The 21415-nt window shown below is 39.5% G+C and carries 19 protein-coding genes and 3 pseudogenes; 11 read left to right on the top strand and 11 right to left on the bottom strand.

Annotated elements, in window-relative coordinates:
• Positions 1–24: 24 nt before the first annotated feature.
• Complete coding sequence (locus tag EFE42_RS06560; RefSeq protein ID WP_123136497.1) at positions 25–546, top strand: universal stress protein; 522 nt, start codon at positions 25–27, stop codon at positions 544–546.
• Here the strand turns inward: EFE42_RS06560 and EFE42_RS06555 are convergent.
• From EFE42_RS06555 to thiD, 5 genes are all read right to left on the bottom strand, one after another.
• Complete coding sequence (locus EFE42_RS06555; protein WP_123136496.1) at positions 539–1180, bottom strand: MarC family protein; 642 nt, start codon at positions 1178–1180, stop codon at positions 539–541. The two genes, EFE42_RS06560 and EFE42_RS06555, sit on opposite strands and share 8 nt — an antisense overlap.
• Before the next feature lie 51 nt (positions 1181–1231).
• Entirely contained in the window at positions 1232–1864 is a 633-nt protein-coding gene (locus EFE42_RS06550) for a hypothetical protein (protein WP_123136495.1), read from the bottom strand.
• Positions 1851–2138 carry a mechanosensitive ion channel family protein gene (locus EFE42_RS06545; RefSeq protein ID WP_233564753.1) on the bottom strand — a complete coding sequence of 96 codons (288 nt, stop codon included), beginning with the start codon at positions 2136–2138 and terminating at the stop codon, positions 1851–1853. Before EFE42_RS06545 ends, EFE42_RS06550 begins: the two co-directional genes overlap by 14 nt.
• Positions 2139–2161: 23 nt before the next feature.
• Positions 2162–2470, bottom strand: coding sequence for a hypothetical protein (locus tag EFE42_RS06540; protein ID WP_148039262.1), 309 nt, complete (start codon positions 2468–2470; stop codon positions 2162–2164).
• A 109-nt stretch (positions 2471–2579) separates the two neighbouring features.
• Positions 2580–3908 (bottom strand): bifunctional hydroxymethylpyrimidine kinase/phosphomethylpyrimidine kinase, encoded by a 1329-nt coding sequence (gene thiD / locus EFE42_RS06535; RefSeq protein ID WP_123136492.1) that lies wholly within the window; start codon positions 3906–3908, stop codon positions 2580–2582.
• Positions 3909–4073: 165 nt separating this feature from the next.
• Here thiD and EFE42_RS06530 point away from each other — a divergent pair, with 165 nt between their 5' ends.
• From EFE42_RS06530 to purF, 3 genes are all read left to right on the top strand, one after another.
• A complete protein-coding gene (locus tag EFE42_RS06530) occupies positions 4074–4292 on the top strand; it encodes an LSm family protein (protein ID WP_123136491.1) in 219 nt (72 codons plus the stop codon).
• Positions 4293–4371: 79 nt separating this feature from the next.
• Positions 4372–4542 (top strand): 50S ribosomal protein L37e, encoded by a 171-nt coding sequence (locus EFE42_RS06525; RefSeq protein WP_072358969.1) that lies wholly within the window; start codon positions 4372–4374, stop codon positions 4540–4542.
• A gap of 27 nt (positions 4543–4569) precedes the next feature.
• Positions 4570–5982 carry an amidophosphoribosyltransferase gene (gene purF / locus EFE42_RS06520; RefSeq protein WP_123136490.1) on the top strand — a complete coding sequence of 471 codons (1413 nt, stop codon included), beginning with the start codon at positions 4570–4572 and terminating at the stop codon, positions 5980–5982.
• On the opposite strand, the gene EFE42_RS06515 is transcribed toward purF, so the two are convergent.
• A complete protein-coding gene (locus tag EFE42_RS06515) occupies positions 5969–6319 on the bottom strand; it encodes a phosphatase PAP2 family protein (RefSeq protein ID WP_233564752.1) in 351 nt (116 codons plus the stop codon). The genes purF and EFE42_RS06515 overlap by 14 nt on opposite strands.
• Before the next feature lie 222 nt (positions 6320–6541).
• Between EFE42_RS06515 and EFE42_RS06510 the strand changes: the two genes are divergently transcribed.
• On the top strand, positions 6542–10150 hold the full coding sequence (locus tag EFE42_RS06510; RefSeq protein ID WP_123136488.1) for a hydantoinase B/oxoprolinase family protein: 3609 nt from the start codon (positions 6542–6544) through the stop codon (positions 10148–10150).
• Positions 10134–10673, top strand: a complete 540-nt coding sequence (locus EFE42_RS06505) for a M23 family metallopeptidase (RefSeq protein ID WP_123136487.1) — start codon at positions 10134–10136, stop codon at positions 10671–10673. The genes EFE42_RS06510 and EFE42_RS06505 overlap by 17 nt, the downstream gene beginning before the upstream one ends.
• Before the next feature lie 344 nt (positions 10674–11017).
• Here EFE42_RS06505 and EFE42_RS06500 read toward each other — a convergent pair whose 3' ends face one another.
• Both EFE42_RS06500 and EFE42_RS06495 read right to left on the bottom strand, forming a co-directional pair.
• Complete coding sequence (locus EFE42_RS06500; RefSeq protein WP_233564751.1) at positions 11018–11602, bottom strand: DUF5714 domain-containing protein; 585 nt, start codon at positions 11600–11602, stop codon at positions 11018–11020.
• Between the two features lie 542 nt (positions 11603–12144).
• On the bottom strand, positions 12145–12816 hold the full coding sequence (locus EFE42_RS06495; RefSeq protein WP_123136485.1) for a corrinoid protein: 672 nt from the start codon (positions 12814–12816) through the stop codon (positions 12145–12147).
• 590 nt (positions 12817–13406) lie between these two features.
• On the opposite strand from EFE42_RS06495, the pseudogene EFE42_RS10775 reads away from it, so the two are divergent.
• From EFE42_RS10775 to EFE42_RS06475, 5 genes and pseudogenes are all read left to right on the top strand, one after another.
• A pseudogene (locus EFE42_RS10775) lies at positions 13407–13690 on the top strand (ISNCY family transposase); the annotation flags it as partial.
• A gap of 233 nt (positions 13691–13923) precedes the next feature.
• A complete protein-coding gene (locus EFE42_RS06490) occupies positions 13924–15549 on the top strand; it encodes a methylamine methyltransferase corrinoid protein reductive activase (RefSeq protein ID WP_123136484.1) in 1626 nt (541 codons plus the stop codon).
• Positions 15550–15661: 112 nt separating this feature from the next.
• A pseudogene (locus tag EFE42_RS06485) lies at positions 15662–16534 on the top strand (GAF domain-containing protein); the annotation flags it as partial.
• On the top strand, positions 16520–17314 hold the full coding sequence (locus tag EFE42_RS06480) for a sensor histidine kinase (protein ID WP_370448676.1): 795 nt from the start codon (positions 16520–16522) through the stop codon (positions 17312–17314). The pseudogene EFE42_RS06485 and the gene EFE42_RS06480, both read left to right, overlap by 15 nt.
• 58 nt (positions 17315–17372) lie before the next feature.
• Positions 17373–18158 carry a winged helix-turn-helix domain-containing protein gene (locus tag EFE42_RS06475; protein WP_123136481.1) on the top strand — a complete coding sequence of 262 codons (786 nt, stop codon included), beginning with the start codon at positions 17373–17375 and terminating at the stop codon, positions 18156–18158.
• Positions 18159–18358: 200 nt separating this feature from the next.
• Here the strand turns inward: EFE42_RS06475 and EFE42_RS06470 are convergent.
• From EFE42_RS06470 to EFE42_RS06460, 3 genes and pseudogenes are all read right to left on the bottom strand, one after another.
• A pseudogene (locus tag EFE42_RS06470) lies at positions 18359–19045 on the bottom strand (formylglycine-generating enzyme family protein).
• A gap of 104 nt (positions 19046–19149) precedes the next feature.
• Positions 19150–19956, bottom strand: coding sequence for an SDR family oxidoreductase (locus EFE42_RS06465; RefSeq protein WP_123136480.1), 807 nt, complete (start codon positions 19954–19956; stop codon positions 19150–19152).
• Positions 19957–19977: 21 nt separating this feature from the next.
• Positions 19978–21399: an aldehyde dehydrogenase family protein gene (locus EFE42_RS06460; protein ID WP_123136479.1), complete on the bottom strand. Its 1422-nt coding sequence runs from the start codon at positions 21397–21399 to the stop codon at positions 19978–19980.
• Between the last annotated feature and the right edge of the window lie 16 nt (positions 21400–21415).

The raw sequence follows: 21415 nt of genomic DNA, 5'->3' as shown, positions 1-21415 counted from the left end.
CCTTGTTCCTATGGGGGAGTACCAATGGTATATAATACTATATTAATAACTACTGACGGTTCCGAAAATGCCCGAAAAGCAGTGCAATCGGGAATAGATTTAGCAAGTGCATGTGGTTCAAAGGTCTATGCACTTTATGTAATGGAACTGGATCCCGGAGGCCTTACAAAGGAAGCAATACACAGGGACTGGAAAACGGCAATGAAAGTGTCACTTCCAGAACATATTTCTCCGGCCCAATGGCGTACATTTGCAAAGATTGCCGACGAGAACTGGAAGATAGAGCGCAAGAAGCATCTCGAGGAAAAAGCAGAAAATGTTCTTTCCTACGTCGAGGAACTCGGGAAAAATAAGGGTGTAGATGTCGAAAAAGTACATATCGAAGGCAAACCGGCAAATGAAATCCTTGATTTTGCCTCCGATAAGAACGTAGACCTGATTGTAATGGGCACATTGGGCATGGGTTCTGACGGAACATTCCGCCTGGGACGTGTAGCAGAAAGAGTAATCCATAATGCCGGCTGTGATGTAATGTCAGTCAGGTGAATCCTGCAAGGTTACTGTATATATTCCACACACCATGAGTTACAAAATCCACCGCAAGAGCTGCAAGGAAAAGCCCGGGCAGCCTTGTGATAACATGAGCTCCGGTATATCCTATTAATTTATAGATACGACGGGAATAATATAGAGTCACAAAACATATGCCAAACGTCAGCAGGATTGACAGCAATACCACTAGTTTATAAGAAATTAAAGGAGACGTACCTGAAAGCACCACTACGGTTGTGATGGTAGCAGGCCCTGTCATCAATGGAAGGGCAATGGGAAATATCCAGACATCATCACGGCTGAGGGATTCATGAATTTCTTCTTCAGTTACGCTTTCACCGGATACTTTTGAGAGCAGCATGTCAAAGGCTACCTTGAACAGCAATATTCCACCAGCCACCCTCAGGGAATCTACGCTAATCCCGAAAACATTGAGGATGCCATGACCGGTAAGTGCAAAGAAAATGCATATCACGCAGGCAAGAAGGGTTGCACGGGTTGCTATACTGTTTTTTTCTTCCTGTGTCATGCTGCTTGTTAGTGAGATGAACGTCACGACTACTCCGATAGGACTCACGATAACGAGGATGCTAACAAAAGAGTAGATAAAAAATGATACAACGTCCATATCCCGCCACTATAGCAATCTGGTATTTAAAAGTGATCCTAAATAAGTTAGTTAATTAACATCGTTTTCACTGACAGATTCTTTACTTTCTGATAAACCGTAGGATTTTTTGTCCTCAATGTCACAGGATTCCGATTCCATTATTTCCACCATTTGGTTATAATCATCAAGAATGCTGTCCATTATAGAGCGGAGGTGTTCAAGCACCTTGGAGCGAAGCAGGCCTTCGGGAGATGATTCCATTTCTCCCGGTTCCGGAGCCTTTTCCAATGCCGTAACAATCTGCTCTATGTCGCCCAATCGATCCTTTATAGACGACCACCGATTCTGCTGGATTTCGGCAGGTTCTGCGGGAAGGCAGGAAATTTGTTTTTCCACTTTTGCCTTTTTATTATCGAAATATTCAAGCGTTTTTCGGGCTTTTCCCAGCATTTCGGCCTCTATAGCCTTACCAAAAATTATTTCTTCGGTAAATATCTCAGGAATGTAGTTCCTATCAGGCCGGCATTCCTCCTCATTTTCCCTACTTTCCCGCAGAGGAGGAATGAATCTTTTGCCATTCTTCATTACCCTCTGGTTCATGAAGGTAGGAGATACAATTTCAATATCCATCCTGTGAAGGGAATCCAGCACTTCCTTCTTAAAATTAGAACGGTCAGTTAGCAAGGCTTTAGTCTCTTTCAACAGACCCCCCCACCTTGTAGGTAACAGAGAAATCCCCTAGCTCAAGAACATGTACGAAAGAATCCTCCAGGCCTGCCTCATCAGCCGCCTTGAGTAAGGCGGTTTCAATATCCTGCCTGCATATATCATAAGCCAGTGAAACATTGGTAGAGATTATAGTCCCCGAAGAGCGGATGGTAATCAGGGGATTGGACATTAGTTTCAGGTTTGGCACGGTGATCAGGTCACGATCTTCTGATTGGATTCGTGTATAGAGTATAGTTTTGTCCGTCACCCTGCCAAAAATATCACCACTTCTTATGTAATCCCCACATAGAATGGCTTGATGAGCCGAACCATTATACCGGACATTCCATTTGAAACAAAAGTGGTAGAAGAAAGAGCTACCGTAGCACCAACAATAATACCTATCGCACTTACAATGATCTGTTTTGAATCACTGGATATCGGCAGGGAAAATATAACCAGCATCATACCCAGGAATGTTATAAGGGTAAAGACAAGATTCCTTATGAAAGTGTCACCCTTAAAAATCAAAGATTTTTTAAAAAGATACTGGAGCAGCAGGATCACCAGCGATGTCAATATAACTATGACTATCGTCAAATAAAAATCATCCACCCCCTACTGCGATACAATATTCCTCCATTTAATACTGGAAATAACAAATATTAGGTATAAATCTGTACATACTTATACCTATACCCAAAATCTATCAGTTAATTCTTTCAACTATTCGCAGGGCCATCTCCACAACATCTGTCGCACTCTTGCCAAGCAGCCTTATCATGGGTTCTTTCCCGACATCGCCTTCATCATATATGACTTCCGGAACCTTGCCGTATTTTTCTATTGCATAAGCCGTGCCCCAATCCATTGTACTCATATCGGAAGGCTCGTCCTTACGTTCAAAAGAAGCTATGCCAAAACCCATCTGGCTGCAGGCAGCAAGTATCTCCTTGCTATATTTCACATTCAGGCATGCCCTGGTATCAGGATTGGAATGAATAGCAGCAAGAACCACACTCCCTACATGTTTACTGGCACCAAACCCAACACAACCTGATGCCACAGGCTTGTCTTTTGAAAGGGTTATACGACCATGTACACCGGCTACATCTGATATTGTTGCAGCCTCAGGAGTCGCCATAGCAACATTGCATCCTACCTCGGGGATAAGTTTTGAAAAAGCCTTTTCCGAAAGCAGGATATCCAGGGCCTCGGTAGTATTCACTAAAGTATGGTATTTTGCAGCTGAATTACGCAGAAAAGCAAGCGGATCTACAGGGGATACACCCATTCCAACATCGGTACTTTTAGAAATGGCATTTTCTACAAATCTTTTGGCACACCTTGCAGCCTCGGGTACTCTCAATTCATTTGAGAGATAAACAAGCAAAGCCGCTGAATAGGTACACCCAGAACCATGAGTTCCCCCTTCAACAAATCGGCTTGATATTGTTGTAAATGTGTCATTGTGGGATTCATAGACAAGATCCGAAGCATCAAAATGACCTCCTGTGATTATTACATTATCCACACCGAGTTTTGCTATCCTGCGAGCTGCTTTCTGCCCATCTTCCCAGGTGTTTATCGTAACTCCTGACAGGGCTTTTGCCTCATATATGTTGGGAGTTACAACAAAAGCCAGAGGCAACAATTTTTCTTTCAGGATACTAAGCGCAGATTCTGCAAGCAATGTGCCCCCTGCCTCGGCAGTCATTACAGGATCCACAACCAGTTTAAGACGATGCTTCTTTACCTCAGATGCAACCACATCGATAATTTCAGGAGAAGAAAGCATTCCTGTTTTTGCCCACTTTACATCCATATCCGTACATACCGCATAAATCTGAGAGGATATATGGGATAGAGGCACCTCCGTTGAATCCTGCAGTCCCATTGTGTTCTGGGAGGTGATGCATGTAACGGCGCATGTGGGATGCATCCCCAGTGCCGAAAAGGTACGAATGTCTGCTTCTATGCCGGCACCGCCGCCGGAATCCGAACCTGCTATCGTAAGGGCTACCTTTGTATTGCTCATATAATTTCACCTGATGATAATTTCTTTGACTGATGCAGAATATCTGCGATAGCTTTATATATAGTATTTGCACCATGAGAGATTTACATTATTACATGCAAACACCCAATTAAATTCGTTTGGGTAACTTAAATTTAAATATTTATACCTACGGGGCAATTCAATATGGGAAACAGACCTCTGGATATACTGAACAACGCATTAAGCACAGCCGTAATCGTAAGATTGAAAGGTGCACGAGAATTTCGTGGAACACTTCAGGGATATGACGTTCACATGAATCTGGTACTGGATGAAGCTGAAGAAATCAAGGAAGGAGAAATAGTCCGCAAGATTGGCAGCGTTGTTGTCCGTGGCGATAATGTTGTATATGTATCTCCGTAACCTATAAGAATAATCAGGGCAATCAATGGTACCCTTCAGAATACTGATTACTACTATCCATATTACAAGGTGATAAATAATGTCAAAAGGTACTCCCTCAAGAGGAAAAAGACAGAAACGTACACATGCTAAATGCAGACGTTGCGGTAGCGTATCTCTTAATATCCACACCAAACAGTGCACATCCTGCGGATTTGGTAAGACCTCACGTATGAGAAGTTACAAGTGGCAGCGCAAGTGCAAATACTGATCACTCTATTCTTTTGCTGAGGTGCAAATGAAGGAAGAATGCGGTGTTGTAGGGATTTTGCTGGATGATACAAAATCCCAATCAAAAACCGCCGCACTTCAGATTTACTATTCTCTCTATGCACTACAGCACAGGGGACAGGAATCCACCGGCATTACAGTTTATAATGGCGGCTCAACCCATTCACTGAAAGGGATGGGACTTGTCCCGGAAGTTTATGCAAGGGAAGACATTGCAAAACTTGTAGGCCATGTGGGAATCGGCCATGTCCGCTATTCCACAACAGGCCAGTCGCGCATAGAAAATTGCCAGCCCCTTATTGTGAATTACAAAAGTGGTACTGTAGCTATTGCCCACAACGGCAATCTGGTAAACGGCAGTGACCTGAGGGACGAACTGGAATCAGAAGGCAGGATTTTCATTACCGATTCTGACACCGAAGTTATTGCCCACCTTCTGGTAAAGGAACTGCTAAAACACGGACCTGTAGAATCTATTAAAAGTGTGATGAACAGGCTTGAGGGGTCATATTCACTGGCCATAATGATCGATGACCTCCTGATAGCCGCCCGGGATCCGCTTGGAATCAAACCTCTCTGTATAGGAAAAACAGACCTTGGATTGGTAGTAGCATCCGAAAGTGTGGCCATTGATACATTAAACGGCAAACTTATCCGGGATGTAAAACCCGGCGAGGTTGTTGTATTAAAAGATGGTGAAGTGGAAAGCCATCAGGTTTATAATACCACGCATGCGGCACATTGTGTTTTTGAATATATCTATTTTGCAAGACCCGACTCTGTAATTGATGGCCAGCTTGTCTACAAAGTAAGGGAACGTATTGGCAGAGAACTTGCAAAAGAACATCCAATTGAAGCTGATATTATTTCCCCGGTACCAGATTCGGGCATTACTTCTGCTGTCGGATATACCCGGGAATCCGGCATCCAGTATCAGGAGGGTTTGATGAAAAACCGCTATATTGGCAGGACCTTTATTCTTCCGGGCCAGGAAATGAGGGAAACAGCTGTCAGGCTCAAGATGAACACTATTACAGAAAACATAGAGAACAAAAGGATAGTACTCATCGATGACAGTGTTGTAAGGGGAACTACTTCCCGGAAAATCGTCAATATGATAAAAGATGCTGGCGCCAGAGAAGTACACGCCAGAATCGGAAGCCCCGCTATAATTGCCCCCTGCTATATGGGAATTGATATGGCCACACGTGAGGAATTAATTGCGGCCAACAACAAAGTGGAGAATATTTGTAACACCATAAACGCAGATTCCCTGGGCTATCTAAGTGTCGATGGACTGGTCAAAGCCATAGGTCTTGACAAAGAAGATCTCTGTATGGGATGTCTGACAGAAGTATATCCACTGGAAATTCCCGGGGAAAAATGCCAGTGCAGGCAAACCCGGCTTAATCAATTCTAAACCTTTTTACTTTTCTTACTAATGCAGGATACAAAAGCAAACCTGCATAACCCAGAATAAAACCTGCTATTGCACCTGCTATAACATCCGAAGGATAATGCACACCTACTGCAATCCGGCTGATTCCCATCATTATGGCAAATATCCAGAACAAATAACTTGATTTGCCTGAAACCGGATGCAAAAAACTGGCAGTTCCAAAAGCTAGTGCTGTGTGACTGCTGGGAAAAGAATAGCCTGCTGCATCCACAAGGATACGTCCTGTTTCTGGCCTGGGAACCATGAACAATGATTTCAGCACAAAAACTACCGCCCAAACCGCAAACAAAAGCGTCAAGTAGTAGGCTGCACAGGGTTTACCTTTAAATATATATAGAAATGCAGCGATTAACAACCATATAAACAGGTTTCCCGCTATTGTCAGGGGAACCATTATAAAATCAAGAGCCTGAATGGAATTTATGTAATGAAATAATTGTAAATCAAATTCCTAAAATGGCATTGAAAGAAGATTGTAAACCACATATAAACATTTTTGCAGAATAATAGCTGTGAAAACATGCAAAATAATTCAAATTCCTGGGACTTCTGGATTGATAGAGGAGGTACCTTCACCGATATAGTGGCCCTAAAACCGGATGGGGAGCTCCTGACACACAAACTCCTCTCAGACAATCCTGAACAATACGAAGATGCTGCTATAGAAGGAATCCGACAGGTCCTGAATCTTGGAAAAGATGAAACCCTTCCCGCAGAAAAAATTACATCTATCCGTATGGGAACCACCGTAGGAACAAATGCACTGCTTGAGCGCAGGGGAGAACCTACGGTACTTGTAATAACGGAAGGGTTCAGGGATATCCTGAAAATAGGATACCAGAACCGCCCCTCCATATTTGCACTTGAAATCAAAAAACCTGAAGTCCTCTGTGAGAAAGTTATTGAAGCCAGGGAAAGGTACAACTCTGACGGAACAATAGTAACTCCTCTGGACTGTGAGGACATCAAAGAAAAACTTATGGAATATTATAATAAGGGTTATCGCTCGGTCGCAGTTGCCCTTATGCATTCGTTTCGCTATCCTGCTCACGAAGAGCAAATAGAAAAGATTGCACATGTTGTAGGATATACCAATATATCCCTCTCCCATCGCACAAGCCCGTTAAGCAAACTGGTTGCCCGGGCAGAAACAACAGTTGTGGATGCATACCTGTCCCCTGTGCTGGAACATTATGTAAATCTGGTACGCAATAAACTCAATGACCAGAAAAACCCGACTGATCTTTTCTTCATGCAATCCAGCGGCGGACTTGTAGACGGAGACAGTTTCAGGGGCAAAGACAGTATTCTCTCGGGTCCTGCCGGCGGTATCGTAGGATCGGCAGAAGTCTGCAGGATGGCAGGGTTTGACCGGGTAATCAGTTTTGATATGGGAGGAACATCCACCGATGTAGCCCATTACAGGGGAGAAATGGAACGAACCCTTGAATCAACTGTCTCGGGAACACACCTGCACACCCCCATGCTGAACATACATACTGTTGCCGCAGGCGGTGGATCCATCCTGCATTTTGAAGATGGCAGGTTCCAGGCAGGACCTGATTCTGCGGCCGCCGATCCCGGACCCGCCTGCTACAGGAAAGGAGGACCACTTACCGTTACTGACTGTAACGTAATGCTGGGCAAGATAAACCCACAGAATTTCCCCCAAATTTTCGGTGAGAATGCGGATTTACCTCTTGACAGGGACATTGTTGTGGAAAAATTCCGTGAACTTGCAGAAGAAATAAAACTGCAAACCGGCAAAAGCATGAAACCGGAAGAAGTGGCAGAAGGTTTCCTGAAAGTGGCAGTGGAAAATATGGCTAATGCCATCAAGCATATTTCGGTGAAAAGAGGATATCATCTTGAAGATTACATTCTCTGTTGTTTCGGAGGCGCGGGAGCCCAGCATGCGGGCCTTGTAGCTGATTCTCTGGGTATTGGAAAAATACTGATTCATCCCTTTGCAGGAGTACTGTCAGCGTACGGGATGGGACTTGCAGACAGACGGATAATCGAGGAGAAGGCCCTGGAAAAGTATCTTAAAGAAGGAGTGGAAAAAGAACTGGCACGTGTTACAAAAGGCCTTTCTGAAAAAGGAATGGAACGCATGCTTGCAACAGGTGACAGGAATATTGACATTGAAACCTTGGAAAGGGTCCGCCTGAAATATGAAGGTACTGAAACCACTTTTGATGTGCCATGTGGCCCTATAGACGAAATGACAAAAGCTTTTCACAACCTGCACATAGAACGTTTTGGTTTTGTAAGCGAAAATAGAAAACTGGTAGTGGATTCTGTTTATGTGGAAATTATCGGCAGAAACCAGACACCTGCGGAAACTACCCATTTATTGACAGATAAAAGCCCTAAACCTGCATCTTCAAAGGAAGTTTACATGGAAGGGAGATGGCACCGGATACCTTTGTTCACAAGGGATGGTCTCAAACCCGGCAATCGGATCACCGGTCCTGCCTTAATCATGGAAGATACAACTACCATTGTACTGGAAAAAGAATGGCAGGCTTGCGTAACAGAACACAATCATTTGCTGCTGGAAAAAAAGATAACAAAACCCAAGCCGGATATTGGTACTGAAGTTGATCCCGTCATGCTTGAGATTTTCAATAACCGTTTCATGTCAGTCGCCGAGCAGATGGGATACAGGTTGCGCAATGCAGCCCATTCGGTGAATATAAAGGAGAGACTGGACTTCTCCTGTGCAATCTTTGATGGCAACGGTAACCTTGTTGCAAATGCGCCCCACATCCCGGTACATCTGGGCTCCATGGAAGATGCAGTAAAAGAGGTAATCCGCAATCATGAAAATGATTTCAGCAAAGGTGATACCTACATTCTCAATTCCCCTTATCATGGAGGGACCCACCTCCCTGATATCACCGCAGTTTCCCCGCTTATTAGCAACGGAAAATCACAATTTTATGTTGCATCCAGAGGCCACCATGCAGATATCGGCGGGATTACTCCGGGTTCCATGCCACCATTAAGCAAAAGGATCGAGGAAGAAGGAGTTCTTATTGAAGAATTCAAACTTACAGAGCAAGAAATTTTTCGGGAAGAAGAATTGGTTGAACTTTTCAATCAGGCAACATACCCCCCTCGAAACCCCGACCAGAACATCGCAGATCTCAAAGCACAAATTGCTGCCAACCAGAAAGGAATAGAAGAACTCCGCAAGCTTGTTGATACATATTCCCTGAAAACCATTACTGCATACATGCAACACGTACAGGATAATGCTGAAATGGCAGTGGAAAGAGTGATTGATATTTTAGAAGATGGAGACTTCGAGTACAGACTGGATGATGACAGTAAAATTGCAGTAAGGGTAAGAATTGACAGGGAAAACACAAAAGCAATCATCGATTTTACAAACACTTCACCTCAAACGGAAAGCAATTTCAATGCACCGTCTGCAGTCTGCAAAGCGGCGGTACTTTACGTATTCAGGACACTTGTGCAGGATGATATCCCGCTCAACTCGGGCTGCCTCAGGCCTATTACTATAATCATTCCCGAAAATTCGATGCTTAATCCTTCATATCCTGCAGCTGTTGTGGCCGGCAATGTCGAAACTTCCCAATACATTGTAGATTGCCTTTACGGAGCCCTCGATATACTTGCACCGTCCCAGGGAACAATGAATAATTTCACATTCGGCAATGACAGATTCCAGTATTATGAGACCATCTGCGGAGGAGCGGGAGCAGGCAATGGTTTTGATGGAGAAGATGCGGTTCAGACACACATGACTAATTCCCTGATCACAGACCCCGAAATCATGGAATTACGTTTTCCTGTCAGAATAGAGGAATTCAATATTAGGAGTGGTACCGCAGGAGGGGGGAAATTCCGGGGAGGCAACGGCGTGGTCAGAAAGATACGTTTTCTCAAAAAAATGAAGGCAGCAATTCTTTCAAGCCACAGGAAATACCCGCCAAAGGGAATGGCAGGAGGGGAAGCTGCAAGCACCGGCGAAAATATCTTAAAAAAGAAAAGTGGGAAAACTATTGAACTTACAGCCGCTGATGAAGTAGAGGTGGAAAAGGGAGATGTATTCGTGATTAAAACTCCCGGAGGAGGAGGCTATGGAAGCAGAGAATGAAAAAAACTGCCCCCTACCAGTATCGGTACATATACCAGATGATGGTGAAGCGGGTTGTTTCTGGGAAGACAGAAAAGACCGCCACCACTGTGGCATTGACCTTTATGCAGAAAAAGGAACCCCGGTTTTTGCCATAGAGGAAGGGGAAGTTGTAGAAATTGAAATCATGACCTCTTCCTCAATGATAGAGTACTGGAATGAAACCTACCATCTAATAGTACGGGGAAATTCCGGGACATATTACAAATACGGAGAGATGTGCATTACCATTCCGGAAAAAGGTTCAAGGGTCAAAAAATATGACCGGATTGGAGAAGTCGGACAGGTACTCAACCCTGCGATGATAGATAGCACATCACCCCGATACATCCAGGCACTCAAAGGAAAAAACCCTGCCATGTTGCATCTTGAAATATGGGAAAAATACCCTGTTACAGATCATAAATTGTACCTGGGAGGCAACTGGTTCGAGTCCAAAAAACCTCCGGGCCTCCTGAACCCCCTGCATTATTTGCATAAATGAAATCATTCTCTGTAGAATTCCTTTCATATGTCTTTACCTAATAAATCAGCATTTCTATAAGAAAAAAATCCCCAGTATGATTTTGGATGAAAAAAGGAGGTAAATGCTTTTTGTTCCAGATTGGATATCTGGAACTCCGATTAAATCTGTGACTTAATTGCATGTCTGACAATTAATTAAACTTTATTGATACAACTATGACTAAAACTGAAGAGTTTCATCTTCCAATTTACACCTGAATTAATCTATATTAGGATTACTTATACAGAGTGAATAAAACGTTTCGTAATTTGCTGTAGTAAGCTATGGAGATAATATGAAAATAGTCTATTGATAAGTGTGCTTTAATTGTCATTATATTCACAGTTCTTGTCACATTCCCTGTTATAGGTGCCATAGTTACACTTTACCGAAAAGTCTATTTCATCGCCCCAACTCAAACCAAATAAATTGGACAGGTATATCACACCTTCTTTCAGAGCCACTCTTACTGATTTTTTGCAGCATCTAGCCCCCCCTGCATCGGCAATCGAACTAAGAGCACATGACGTTGCCCAGTTCGCATGAGATCTGGGTTGCGGTGTTAGTGGTGTAGCATCAAGTAAAATACTGACTGCGATACCTACACCAATCCCCCCACCACATGCCCCGTAAAGACCACAATAGCCACCAGGAATCTTTTTTCCTCGTTTGATAGCTTCTGAGATAGTACTTTCGTTCTCGTAGCCCATATAGTTTTGATAAGCGGCTACTAAAACTGCAGGAACTAGAGCATGGTGTTCCGGTCCATGCATATGGACACTAGGATGTTTCATCAATCTTTCTGCAATTAAGAAAGGACTACCTGAATCAGTAGCAACAGATACACTTTCAATTAATTTTAATGCATCGTTGGTATGGCATGTGTCGCATACATAATGACCTTCCATACAACAAAAATGCGCTTCTTTCTCTTCTAATCCACAATAATAGCATTTAAAATCAGTTGAATAATTCAGGTATCTTATTTCAGATCCACAAACAAGACAATCAACCTTATTAGATAAATTTTCTTTCGATGAAACATTCATTTTATCGCCTATTAACAAATAGCAAAACTATATATTGAATTATGAAAAACAAAATCGAATCCCATACAATGAACATTATGTGTTAGCCAATTACATTTATCAAATTTAAGAAGGAAGGAGTGTAGAAGTTAACATTAGACCCTGTGCCGAGATTGTTAACTTCAAAAATGAAAGAACTATATTTATTAGGAGTTTTTGGACAGATTCATTTTTGCATAATCAATCACTTTCCTTTATACATTATTTCATGGGATGTAAGCTAATGACTATATATTTAGAGGAGGTTGTGAAATTTATGCATGCCTACATGCCACATACATAAATTTCTTGCAAAAAATTCGGAATCGAATTTGATGCATTTCCTTCAAGGTGATGAGTCTATGCTGAATCGAATTAGTATATTATCCCCATCTTTCTTCAGTGGGAGATAATTCACTCACAATAGATTTTGCCCATTTAGCAGCTTCCATTGCATCTTCTTTGGTAGCATCTGCACCTATATCCATTGCAAAGGATTCGGTTACAGGAGCACCACCTATAATTAATTTTATATTATCTCGTGTTCCACTGGATTCAAGGGCTTTAACTGTTTTTTCCATACTGTCCATTGTGGATGTCATCAACGTGCTCATGGATACAATATCTGCCTTGTTCTGAGTTGTAGCATTAACAAAATCATCTATAGGCACATCTTTTCCAAGGTCAACAACATCGAATCCCATAGCGCTCATCATAGTCTTTACCAGATTTTTCCCGATGTCATGTACATCTCCCTCAACCGAACCAATGACTACGACAGCTGGTTTATCTGCACCATCCACTTTCAAATGAGGAGTGAGCTTTTCCATTCCACCATACATGGCATTGGAAGCCATTAAAAGATGGGGCATGAACGCTTCCTTTTTGTCATATTTGTCGCTCATTATTTCCATTCCCTTTGCCAGACCCTCAATGACGGCTTTATAGGGATCGATACCTTCTTCCAAAGCTTTTTCAGACAATTCAATAGCTTTGTCTTTTTGTCCGCTTACCACTGCGTCCGTCAATCCTTGGATTAATTCATTTTCTTCCATAGAATGCCTCCACATTTTTTAGTATAAAGACAGGATCCGCAATATTTACGTACATTTCCGATCTCCATACAATTCACTAAAGATTTCCAATATGCTACACAGAACAATGCCTCCATCCATTATTAGTAGCATAAATTGAAAACCATATCAGATGCAAACATTGTTCTTGGTCTGTAGTTATTGAACAATATCTAGTTTTCACTTTAAGGGATATATAATAACTCATAATAATTAATCAAGAAAAAGAATATAATCAATGAGGGTTTTGCAGTTCAACCCGTAGACAAAACAACTATGGACCCCCAAATCTAACGAGTGCTAAGAAAACTATAGTAAAAAGAGAAGTAACACCTTTGATATAATCAAGGATTTGAGTTACAACAACTCATGTATCTTGGAAATATGACAATGGTCCTAGTTATTGTTAGACCATTAAATTAGATTTTTACTTTAAAAACGTAACTATTTATTCATTATCAATGAACGATTAAGTAGCGTAGTCCATGCATTATGTTTATATATTGAAAAATGCGCCAAAATATTGAAAATTATCATAATATTTAGGCAGAATCGATAGCTAATAAGTGGAGGTAGACTTTGATATTTATGCAATGGATGGAGAATATTATTCGTTCAAAAACCATGCAGATGCATAGTATAAATTGGAGACAAAACCTGTCATTGCATATTCTTCTGATTTTAAGGTCCATAATAAGAACAGGATGAAAAGAATTGATCACCGGGTCAATAAGATATGAATAATTGGTGGATAGATTCATATGAAGTAGGAGAATAAACTTCGCCTGCTCAATGAGAATGGAAGGAAAAGGCAGGCCGGATGTATCTGAGAAATAAGAACATAGAAGATGAGGGTTTATAGGAAGGATATTCAAAAATTTCTACACCTCTATAAAAAACAAAATGATCAATCTAATCAATATAGTCGATTTGAACAAAGGCGTTGGATATAGCGCTTGCCTTGATATTGAATTCATATAAAGTAATTCATTTGAATTCGTTATTTATAGATATAAACTAGATATTCCCTTCTAGGATTCTATCGTCTGAAATTTTTCAGACCATTAATGTAATAATAGGAGGAACTTCATGTATGGAATTGCATTGGACCTAGGGACCAGCGGATTTCGTTTACAACTTATAGATATGGAAAACAAAGATATTGTAAAAACTGTAATAACTACCCGCCACCCTCTTCCCGGAGGAAATGTGACTGATCACCTTGATTTTGCAATTCGGGTAGGAGAAGATATTGCAAATGATATTATGATTAAAACTATTGAATATATGATACGTAAATTACCAATAAAATCTGAAAAAATTAATAAAATTGTGGTGTGTGGGAACCCGATTCAATTATCTCTCTTTCAAAATATCGAAATCAGAGATCTCGCATATGCAGGCAAAAACATGCAAAAACGCCTGGGAGTTGAAGATATAGAAAGAAATTTAAACATATATTATGGCAAGGATATATTTGTATCGTCGCCACAATTGCATAAATGTGAAATTATAGTTCTGCCATCTATAAAGCATGAAATTGGCGCAGATGCGCTTGCTATGATGATCAAAACAGATTTCCTTAAGCAAAAAAAACCTGCCCTTGTGACAGATTATGGTACAAATGCAGAAATGGCACTGAAGGTTGGTGATCGAATAATCACTGGTAGTGCGGCAGCAGGACCAGCCATTGAAGGTCAGGGAATTAAATGCGGTATGCTTGCAAGTCCTGGATCCATATGCGATGTGAACCAAGAAGGGGACTACTGGAGAATTGCTGTACTTGACCAAAATATGCTGGAATCGAAAGGACCACTTATCAATCCAGTCACTGGTGACATTCTTGAACAAGGTGACATTCAGCCCTTGGGAATAACCGGCACAGGTATAGTTTCTGTGATATGTCTGGCCTTAAGTACCGGCCTCATTAAAAATCTTCCTAATTTGCCAAATGGAAAACTTTTTTTGGGGGAAGCAATAGAGGTAAATGATAAAGATATTAAAGAAGCAGGAAAGGCAATTGGTGCAATTAGAGCTGCACATCTTACACTTCTAATTGAAGCCGGTGTGGATTATGGAGAACTAGAGTACATGTATATGTGTGGCGCTTCAGGTACTTATGTAAATGCTGATAAAGCAAGAAAAATAGGTTTGTCACCAGGATTTGTAAAAAATATTGTCCAATTCGGAAACACATCCCTTGCACTTGCAAAGGATGTCCTTCTAGGAGATATAGAGTTGCAAAATGTACGTAAACTTGCACATAGAATAAAAGCTGATCACCACATGATGGCATCCAGCGGAACATTCAAAGAAATTTATACTTGTGAATTAGCGTACTGGACAGAAGGAATGCCTGAAGAAGATTACGACATGTTCATGCAGTATTATAAATTGCCAAAAATACCTCCACTTGAAATTGCTCCTATTATTGAAAAAAGAGCAACAAAGGACATTGAAGATAGTGGTTATGGCGGTGTAGAAATTGTAGGAAACATTAATATAATTATTGAAGAGGAGACAAAGGGATGTATTGAATGCCATAGATGCGAGAGAGAATGCCCCGAAAAAGCTATAGTCAATACTAACAAAAATGGGAACATATATGCAGATTATGTTGCACATCGATGTCTCGGTATGAGCTGTAAAAGATGCGTAGATGTTTGTCCTGTAAGAGCAATAAGATACAGAGACATAAAGGTCCTTGCAATGTGAAGATACCAAAAACTCTGGCATCTATAATCTATATGTATCTTCATATTGAATTTGGCAAATACAAAAGTATGTTCGCACAGAAGCAAAAATAGTAAATCGAAGTGAGGGATGCATGAAAGAAAAACGAGCAAGTGAACAAATAAAAAATATACTAAACAGCAGCCCTGCTATTATTTTCCTTTGGAAAGCAGAATATAATTGGCCTGTTGATTTTGTATCTGACAATATAAGCCAGTTTGGTTATAGTCCAGATGAATTCTTGGATGGTTATTTAGAATATGCAGACATTATTCATCCAGATGATAAGGAAATGGTAGAAAAAAATTTAAATTTATACATGCACGAAAATAAATATAAGGGATTCTCCCAGCAGTACAGAATCTTAACAAAAGTTGGAGATATTCATTGGGTCGATGAAAGGACTCTTGTTAGAAGAAACAAAGAAGGAAAAACTACCCATTATCAGGGGATAATCTTTGATATTACAGAAAATAAGAAAGTTGAGGAACTATTACAGATAAACAAAAAGCGTCTTACTACATTATTAGAGTTAAACCAAATGAGTAACCAGTCAGTTAGACAAATTATGAACTTTGCTCTGGAAGAGGGTATAAAGCTTACAAAAAGTGATATTGGACACCTCGGTTTTTTGAATCAATCTGAAACTGCCTTTACCATACATGCAAGTTCAGAGCATTCAATGAAAAATCATAATGTTGAAGAAGAACAACACCTTTACCCTGTGGAAGAAGCTAGCCCCTGGGGAGAAGTTATCAAAAGAAAGGAATCAATAATTACCAATGAATATATGTCTAACTCCCCGAAGAAATGTTATCAATAGGAAGATGTAGAAGTAATTCGTTATCTGAGCGTGCCCATTTTAGAAGGCAATAAAGTAGTAGCTATTGCAAGTGTAGGGAACAAGAAATCAGATTACAATGAAACAGATTTAAAACAACTACAGCTTCTAATGGAAGGAATGTGGAAAATAATACAACGTAAGCAAATAGAACATTCTCTTGAGATGTTTTCTGAAGAATTTGGTAAAGCTGAAAATGAACTTAAATCAATAAATGGTATTAAGAAGGAATTTTTAAGGTTAAAGGATTCTAGCTATGCTTCCAATAATAATGAAAACGTTATAAATCAGGATACACTTGCATCCTTAAATCAACAACGAGATAAAGCTGTAGAAGCAACTATCCGAGAATCTGAAAAAATGAAGAGTGTTGTTGATTTTTTGCTTTATATGAGTAGAGAGCACGCCGGACAGAACCAATACAATATGTCTAACGTAGATATACTTGAATTAATGGACAAATCATTACTGGATGTTAGTTTAAGGATAGATGAAAAGAACATAAAAATTATTCGAAATATACCCAAAGTGGTTTCCAACATAACAGGAGATTATAATAAAATAAAAGATACATTTACGAGGATAATTGGAAGTTCAATTAAATTTTTGGAAACCTGTGGTACTATGAAGATTAGTGTTTATGAAGACACAGATCATGTTCACTTTGAACTTGAAGATAATGGTACGGGTATTCCTGAATCTGTCACATCGAACTTATTTATGAGGTTCTACAACATAGAAGATGCTATAGAAAATTCTGCTTCCAACAAGATTTATGAGGAACTAAAAGCAGATTTTTATATATCAAGAAGTATAATTGAAGCACATGATGGAACTATCAATATAGAAAGTGAAGAAAATAAAGGAACAAAAGTGCATTTAAAATTGCCGAAACGTGATATATAAATCCATTTTTATTAGTATAGATGTTGCTGATGACCATAAGTAAACAAAGGAGAATATTATGACAAATGAATTGATAGGAACGGTCTTTTTGTCTGAAAAAAGAAAAAGTATTCTTTTGATGTTAGTGAGTAATGGGCCTACTTCTATTGATGACATTAAAGATTCACTTACAGGGACTACTAGTGCAATTATGGCTCAGATAAAAATCCTTCTTGAGCAAGGTCTTATTGAACAAATAGATGACGAATATAAACTAACATATATCGGAAAAATTATACTTAAAAAAATAAGACCCCTTGTAGAAACATTGAATGTTGTAGAAGAAAATAAAGATTATTGGGAAAACAGGGATTTAAGTTCGATACCTGAAAGACTACTTGACAGAATAGGGGAACTTGGAGACGTAACTATACATGAGCCTGATTTAAGTCATTTATTTGAACCTCCTGAAGAACTTTTGACCAGTTTTAATAAAACCACACATGTGCATACTTTTTACTCATATTTTTGTCCATCTTGCCCTTGCAACTACAAATATCTGGCAGATAGAGGAGTGAAATTTGACCTAATGCTCACAAGAGCCGTTTATGAAAGATTCAAAGACGAATTTGCAGAGCAATATAATATAGTGAAAAACTCAAAAAATTCAAATTTATATATATATGATGACAATGACGTGAAACAGGGAGCTCTTTCAGTAACTGATGACTTATTGCTTCTTGCTTTCTTCAGCAAAGGTGGGGTATTTGATCATAAAAAAGTAATTAGTTTTGAAGAAAGTGCAAAACAGTGGGGATTAGAATTGTTTTCTCACTATAAAGAAAAAGCAGAACTTGTTGATTAAAACAAATTAACGCATTATGAATTTGAACTTACAGTAGTTATGATTAACTCATATGCAATCATCAAATTAGCTTTTCACTTCAAAAAGGTAACTCTTATTTTATTAACAATGAACATGACATGATTTACGTTCATACATTATGTTATATCCCCACTTTGAATGTCAAACCTGGGTTTCCCTATTATAGTTAGTGAAAGGTATTATATCTCCTTTAACAGACGTAAACCTATGCGACTGCTGTTGCGACAGGAAATTTGTGGATAATAAGAACGACTTGCACATCGACATCCTGCAGCAGATGTTTGCCAACTACCACCACGAAGGACCCTCATTAATTTATTAGTATGGTCATTTTCCTGCCGGACATTGCCATTTACTGAAGATTGATCATAGTTATCTACATATAGATCCTGAACCCATTCCCAAACATTTCCGTGCATGTCGTACAAGCCCATAGGATTTGGCTATTTTTGGCCAACAGGTTGAGCACCAAAATTTAAACTGCCATAATAGCCATATTTATCAAGCTTTGATTCGTCGTTACCAAAAGAATATCTTGTGCTGGTACCTGCTCTACAGGCATACTCCCATTCAGCCTCAGACGGAAGACGATATTTAACAGTATCTTCCATTTCATTTAATTTCTCGATGAAATTCTGTATATCATCCCATGAAACTTTTTCTACAGGTCTGTCATGACCAATGAATTTGGATGGATTTTTGTCCATTAAATTGATCCATTGCTTTTGTGTAACCAAGTATTTACCAAGATAAAAAGGATTTTTTATGTTCACTTTATGCACAGACTTTTCGTTCCTGTACCATTTGTTATCTACTGATAATGAACCCATATAAAATTCACCAGCAGGAATCAATACAAATTTCATACCAATTGAATTGGTGTAAGTTTTCGATGGCCCCGATTTGTCTTTCTCTATGATAAACCCACCATATAAGAATTCTCATAATTAAACTTTAACGATTCATAAACTCAGCATTTTTCCTTTAATTGACCTCTGGCAATATTCATTAACCATTTTGTAGGCAACATGTTTATTATTTTATGAATAATAAAAAACCTTCTCATTGGAATTAGTATCTCTTTGCCACATAACATTGCTTTGTAAGTATCCTGGGCCACAACATTTGCCGTTGTAGTCATCCATGTATTGAATGTGTTGGTGCCTTCCATATTTGCAGTTTTTTTAAAAGCCGTTCCTTTAACTGCCGTAGGGCATACTGCAAGGATTTTTACACTGGATTTGCGTTCATTGAGTTCGTAGTTTAAAGCACGGCTGAAATTTAATACAAAACTTTTACTCGCTCCGTAAGTTGCCATATTTGGGTTGGGTTGGAAGGCAGATATAGAGGATAGATTTATTATATAACCCATGTCATTTTTCACCATATCAGACAAATAAAGACGTGTGATATGGTATAAGGTACAAACATGAAGTTGTAACATCGAAAGTTCTTTTTCTAAACCAATCTCATTAACAAAACCAAAAGTACCAAAACCTGCACAGTTTACCAACACATCTACAAATAGCCCTCTTTCCTGAGTAAAAGCATAAACTTCATTTGCAGCAAGGGGCTTTGCAAGGTCAATTTGCTTCAATAAAATCTCCGATTTTGGATATAATCTCTGTAAATATGTTCTAGCATTCTCAAGTTCTACTCGTGGTTGAGCTACTAGTATCAATCTGTAACCATCCATTGCAAATAATTTGGCTAGCTCTAGCCCAATTCCACTGGAACCCCCAGTTATAATCACAGTTTTTTGTTCATTTTGAATCATTGGCACCAAACCTCATATATTTCAAAAAAACCTATACATTTTTTGTATAACCCACAATGTTTTTTTTGAATACGGTGGATACAATAAACTTAAGGAACCCCACCTGCGATGTATAACACTGCGCTCATTGGAAAATTCCCTGAAACCCCTGAAGCCAAAGGATTTACCTATCCCACTGTTATTTACCCCCCCAAAAGGCAAGTTTGGATTGCTATACCCTAGCATGTAATCATTGATAACTGTCCCTCCTGCTGAGGTTTCCTTTATGAAATAATCTATACTCAATGAACTATTACTTGCAATGTAAAGTGTGAGTGGTTTTGGTCTTTTTCTGATTATTTCCACTGCTTGGCTTTTATCTCGGTATGCCAAAACTGGAAGGAGGGGACCAAACACTTCCTCGTTCATAATATTCATTTCCTCAGACATGTTATAAAGAAGCGTTGGGGATACATATCTATCATTTTCATCAAATTCACCCCCTAATAGGACAAGAGCACCCTTGTCGAGTGCATCATCGAAAAGATTGTTGAGTCTTTGAAAATGCTGCTTGTTAATTATACGGCAATAGTCAGGGGATTTTGCAATTCCAGATCCATCGGTATCATAAAATTCTTTGATTGCTTTTCTGTATTCGTCTATGAATTCATCAAAAATGGATTCCTGCAAAATGAGATAATCAGGAGATATACATGTTTGTCCATTATTTATTGATTTAGCCCATGCAGCCTTTCTAGCGATTTTTTTAACATCAGCTGTTTCATCTACAATTGCAGGAGATTTACCTCCAAGTTCCAATGTTACACTTGTAAGGTGTTGGGCAGCCTTGGACATAACTATTTTTCCAACCTCAGGACTACCCGTGAAAAATATATGATTAAAAGGTTTATCCAGTAATTCTTGGGCGACTTTGCTATCTCCTTCAAATACTGCTACTTCACTTTCATCAAAAATATTAGATATCATATGCTTTATATATGATGATGTATTGATAGAAATTTCACTTGGCTTGATTATTACTGAGTTGCCAGCTGCAATAGCATAGATCAGGGGTACTATGGAGAGATTGAAAGGATAGTTCCATGGAGAAATTATAAGCACAACACCTCTCGACTCATAATGAATAGATGATTTTGTACCTACCAGAGGAAGTGGAGAAGGCACATATTTAGGTTTCATCCAGTTTTTCAGCTGCCTGCAAACATATGATATGTGGGATTGAACAATTCCTATTTCAGTTGCTATTGCTTCTACTTCTGGCTTATGAAGATCTCTATATAGGGCACCATAGAGATTTTGCCGATTGTGTGAATTATTAAGATATTTATCTATGCGCATCAGAAGTTCAATGCGTTCTTCCTCATTAGTGTGATTTATTTTTGAAGAACCACTTTGTTGGATCTTAAATATTCTTTGAATTTCCTGTTGTATACTTTGGTTCATATATATCGACTTTTAG

It is taken from the genome of Methanohalophilus sp. RSK (assembly GCF_003722075.1).
In the GTDB taxonomy this organism is placed as follows: Archaea; Halobacteriota; Methanosarcinia; order Methanosarcinales; family Methanosarcinaceae; genus Methanohalophilus.
Note: the sequence above shows the minus strand (reverse complement) of the source record. Positions and strands in the feature narration are given on the sequence as shown.

Bases quoted from the DNA above. Each gene is read 5' to 3' on its own strand.
- EFE42_RS06560 (WP_123136497.1), top strand. From the start codon at position 25: ATGGTATATAATACTATATTAATAACTACTGACGGTTCCGAAAATGCC.
- EFE42_RS06555 (WP_123136496.1), bottom strand. From the start codon at position 1,180: ATGGACGTTGTATCATTTTTTATCTACTCTTTTGTTAGCATCCTCGTT.
- thiD (WP_123136492.1), bottom strand. From the start codon at position 3,908: ATGAGCAATACAAAGGTAGCCCTTACGATAGCAGGTTCGGATTCCGGC.
- EFE42_RS06530 (WP_123136491.1), top strand. From the start codon at position 4,074: ATGGGAAACAGACCTCTGGATATACTGAACAACGCATTAAGCACAGCC.
- EFE42_RS06525 (WP_072358969.1), top strand. From the start codon at position 4,372: ATGTCAAAAGGTACTCCCTCAAGAGGAAAAAGACAGAAACGTACACAT.
- purF (WP_123136490.1), top strand. From the start codon at position 4,570: ATGAAGGAAGAATGCGGTGTTGTAGGGATTTTGCTGGATGATACAAAA.
- EFE42_RS06510 (WP_123136488.1), top strand. From the start codon at position 6,542: ATGCAAAATAATTCAAATTCCTGGGACTTCTGGATTGATAGAGGAGGT.
- EFE42_RS06505 (WP_123136487.1), top strand. From the start codon at position 10,134: ATGGAAGCAGAGAATGAAAAAAACTGCCCCCTACCAGTATCGGTACAT.
- EFE42_RS06500 (WP_233564751.1), bottom strand. From the start codon at position 11,602: ATGGAAGGTCATTATGTATGCGACACATGCCATACCAACGATGCATTA.
- EFE42_RS06495 (WP_123136485.1), bottom strand. From the start codon at position 12,816: ATGGAAGAAAATGAATTAATCCAAGGATTGACGGACGCAGTGGTAAGC.
- EFE42_RS06490 (WP_123136484.1), top strand. From the start codon at position 13,924: ATGTATGGAATTGCATTGGACCTAGGGACCAGCGGATTTCGTTTACAA.
- EFE42_RS06480 (WP_370448676.1), top strand. From the start codon at position 16,520: ATGGAAGGAATGTGGAAAATAATACAACGTAAGCAAATAGAACATTCT.
- EFE42_RS06475 (WP_123136481.1), top strand. From the start codon at position 17,373: ATGACAAATGAATTGATAGGAACGGTCTTTTTGTCTGAAAAAAGAAAA.
- EFE42_RS06465 (WP_123136480.1), bottom strand. From the start codon at position 19,956: ATGATTCAAAATGAACAAAAAACTGTGATTATAACTGGGGGTTCCAGT.
- EFE42_RS06460 (WP_123136479.1), bottom strand. From the start codon at position 21,399: ATGAACCAAAGTATACAACAGGAAATTCAAAGAATATTTAAGATCCAA.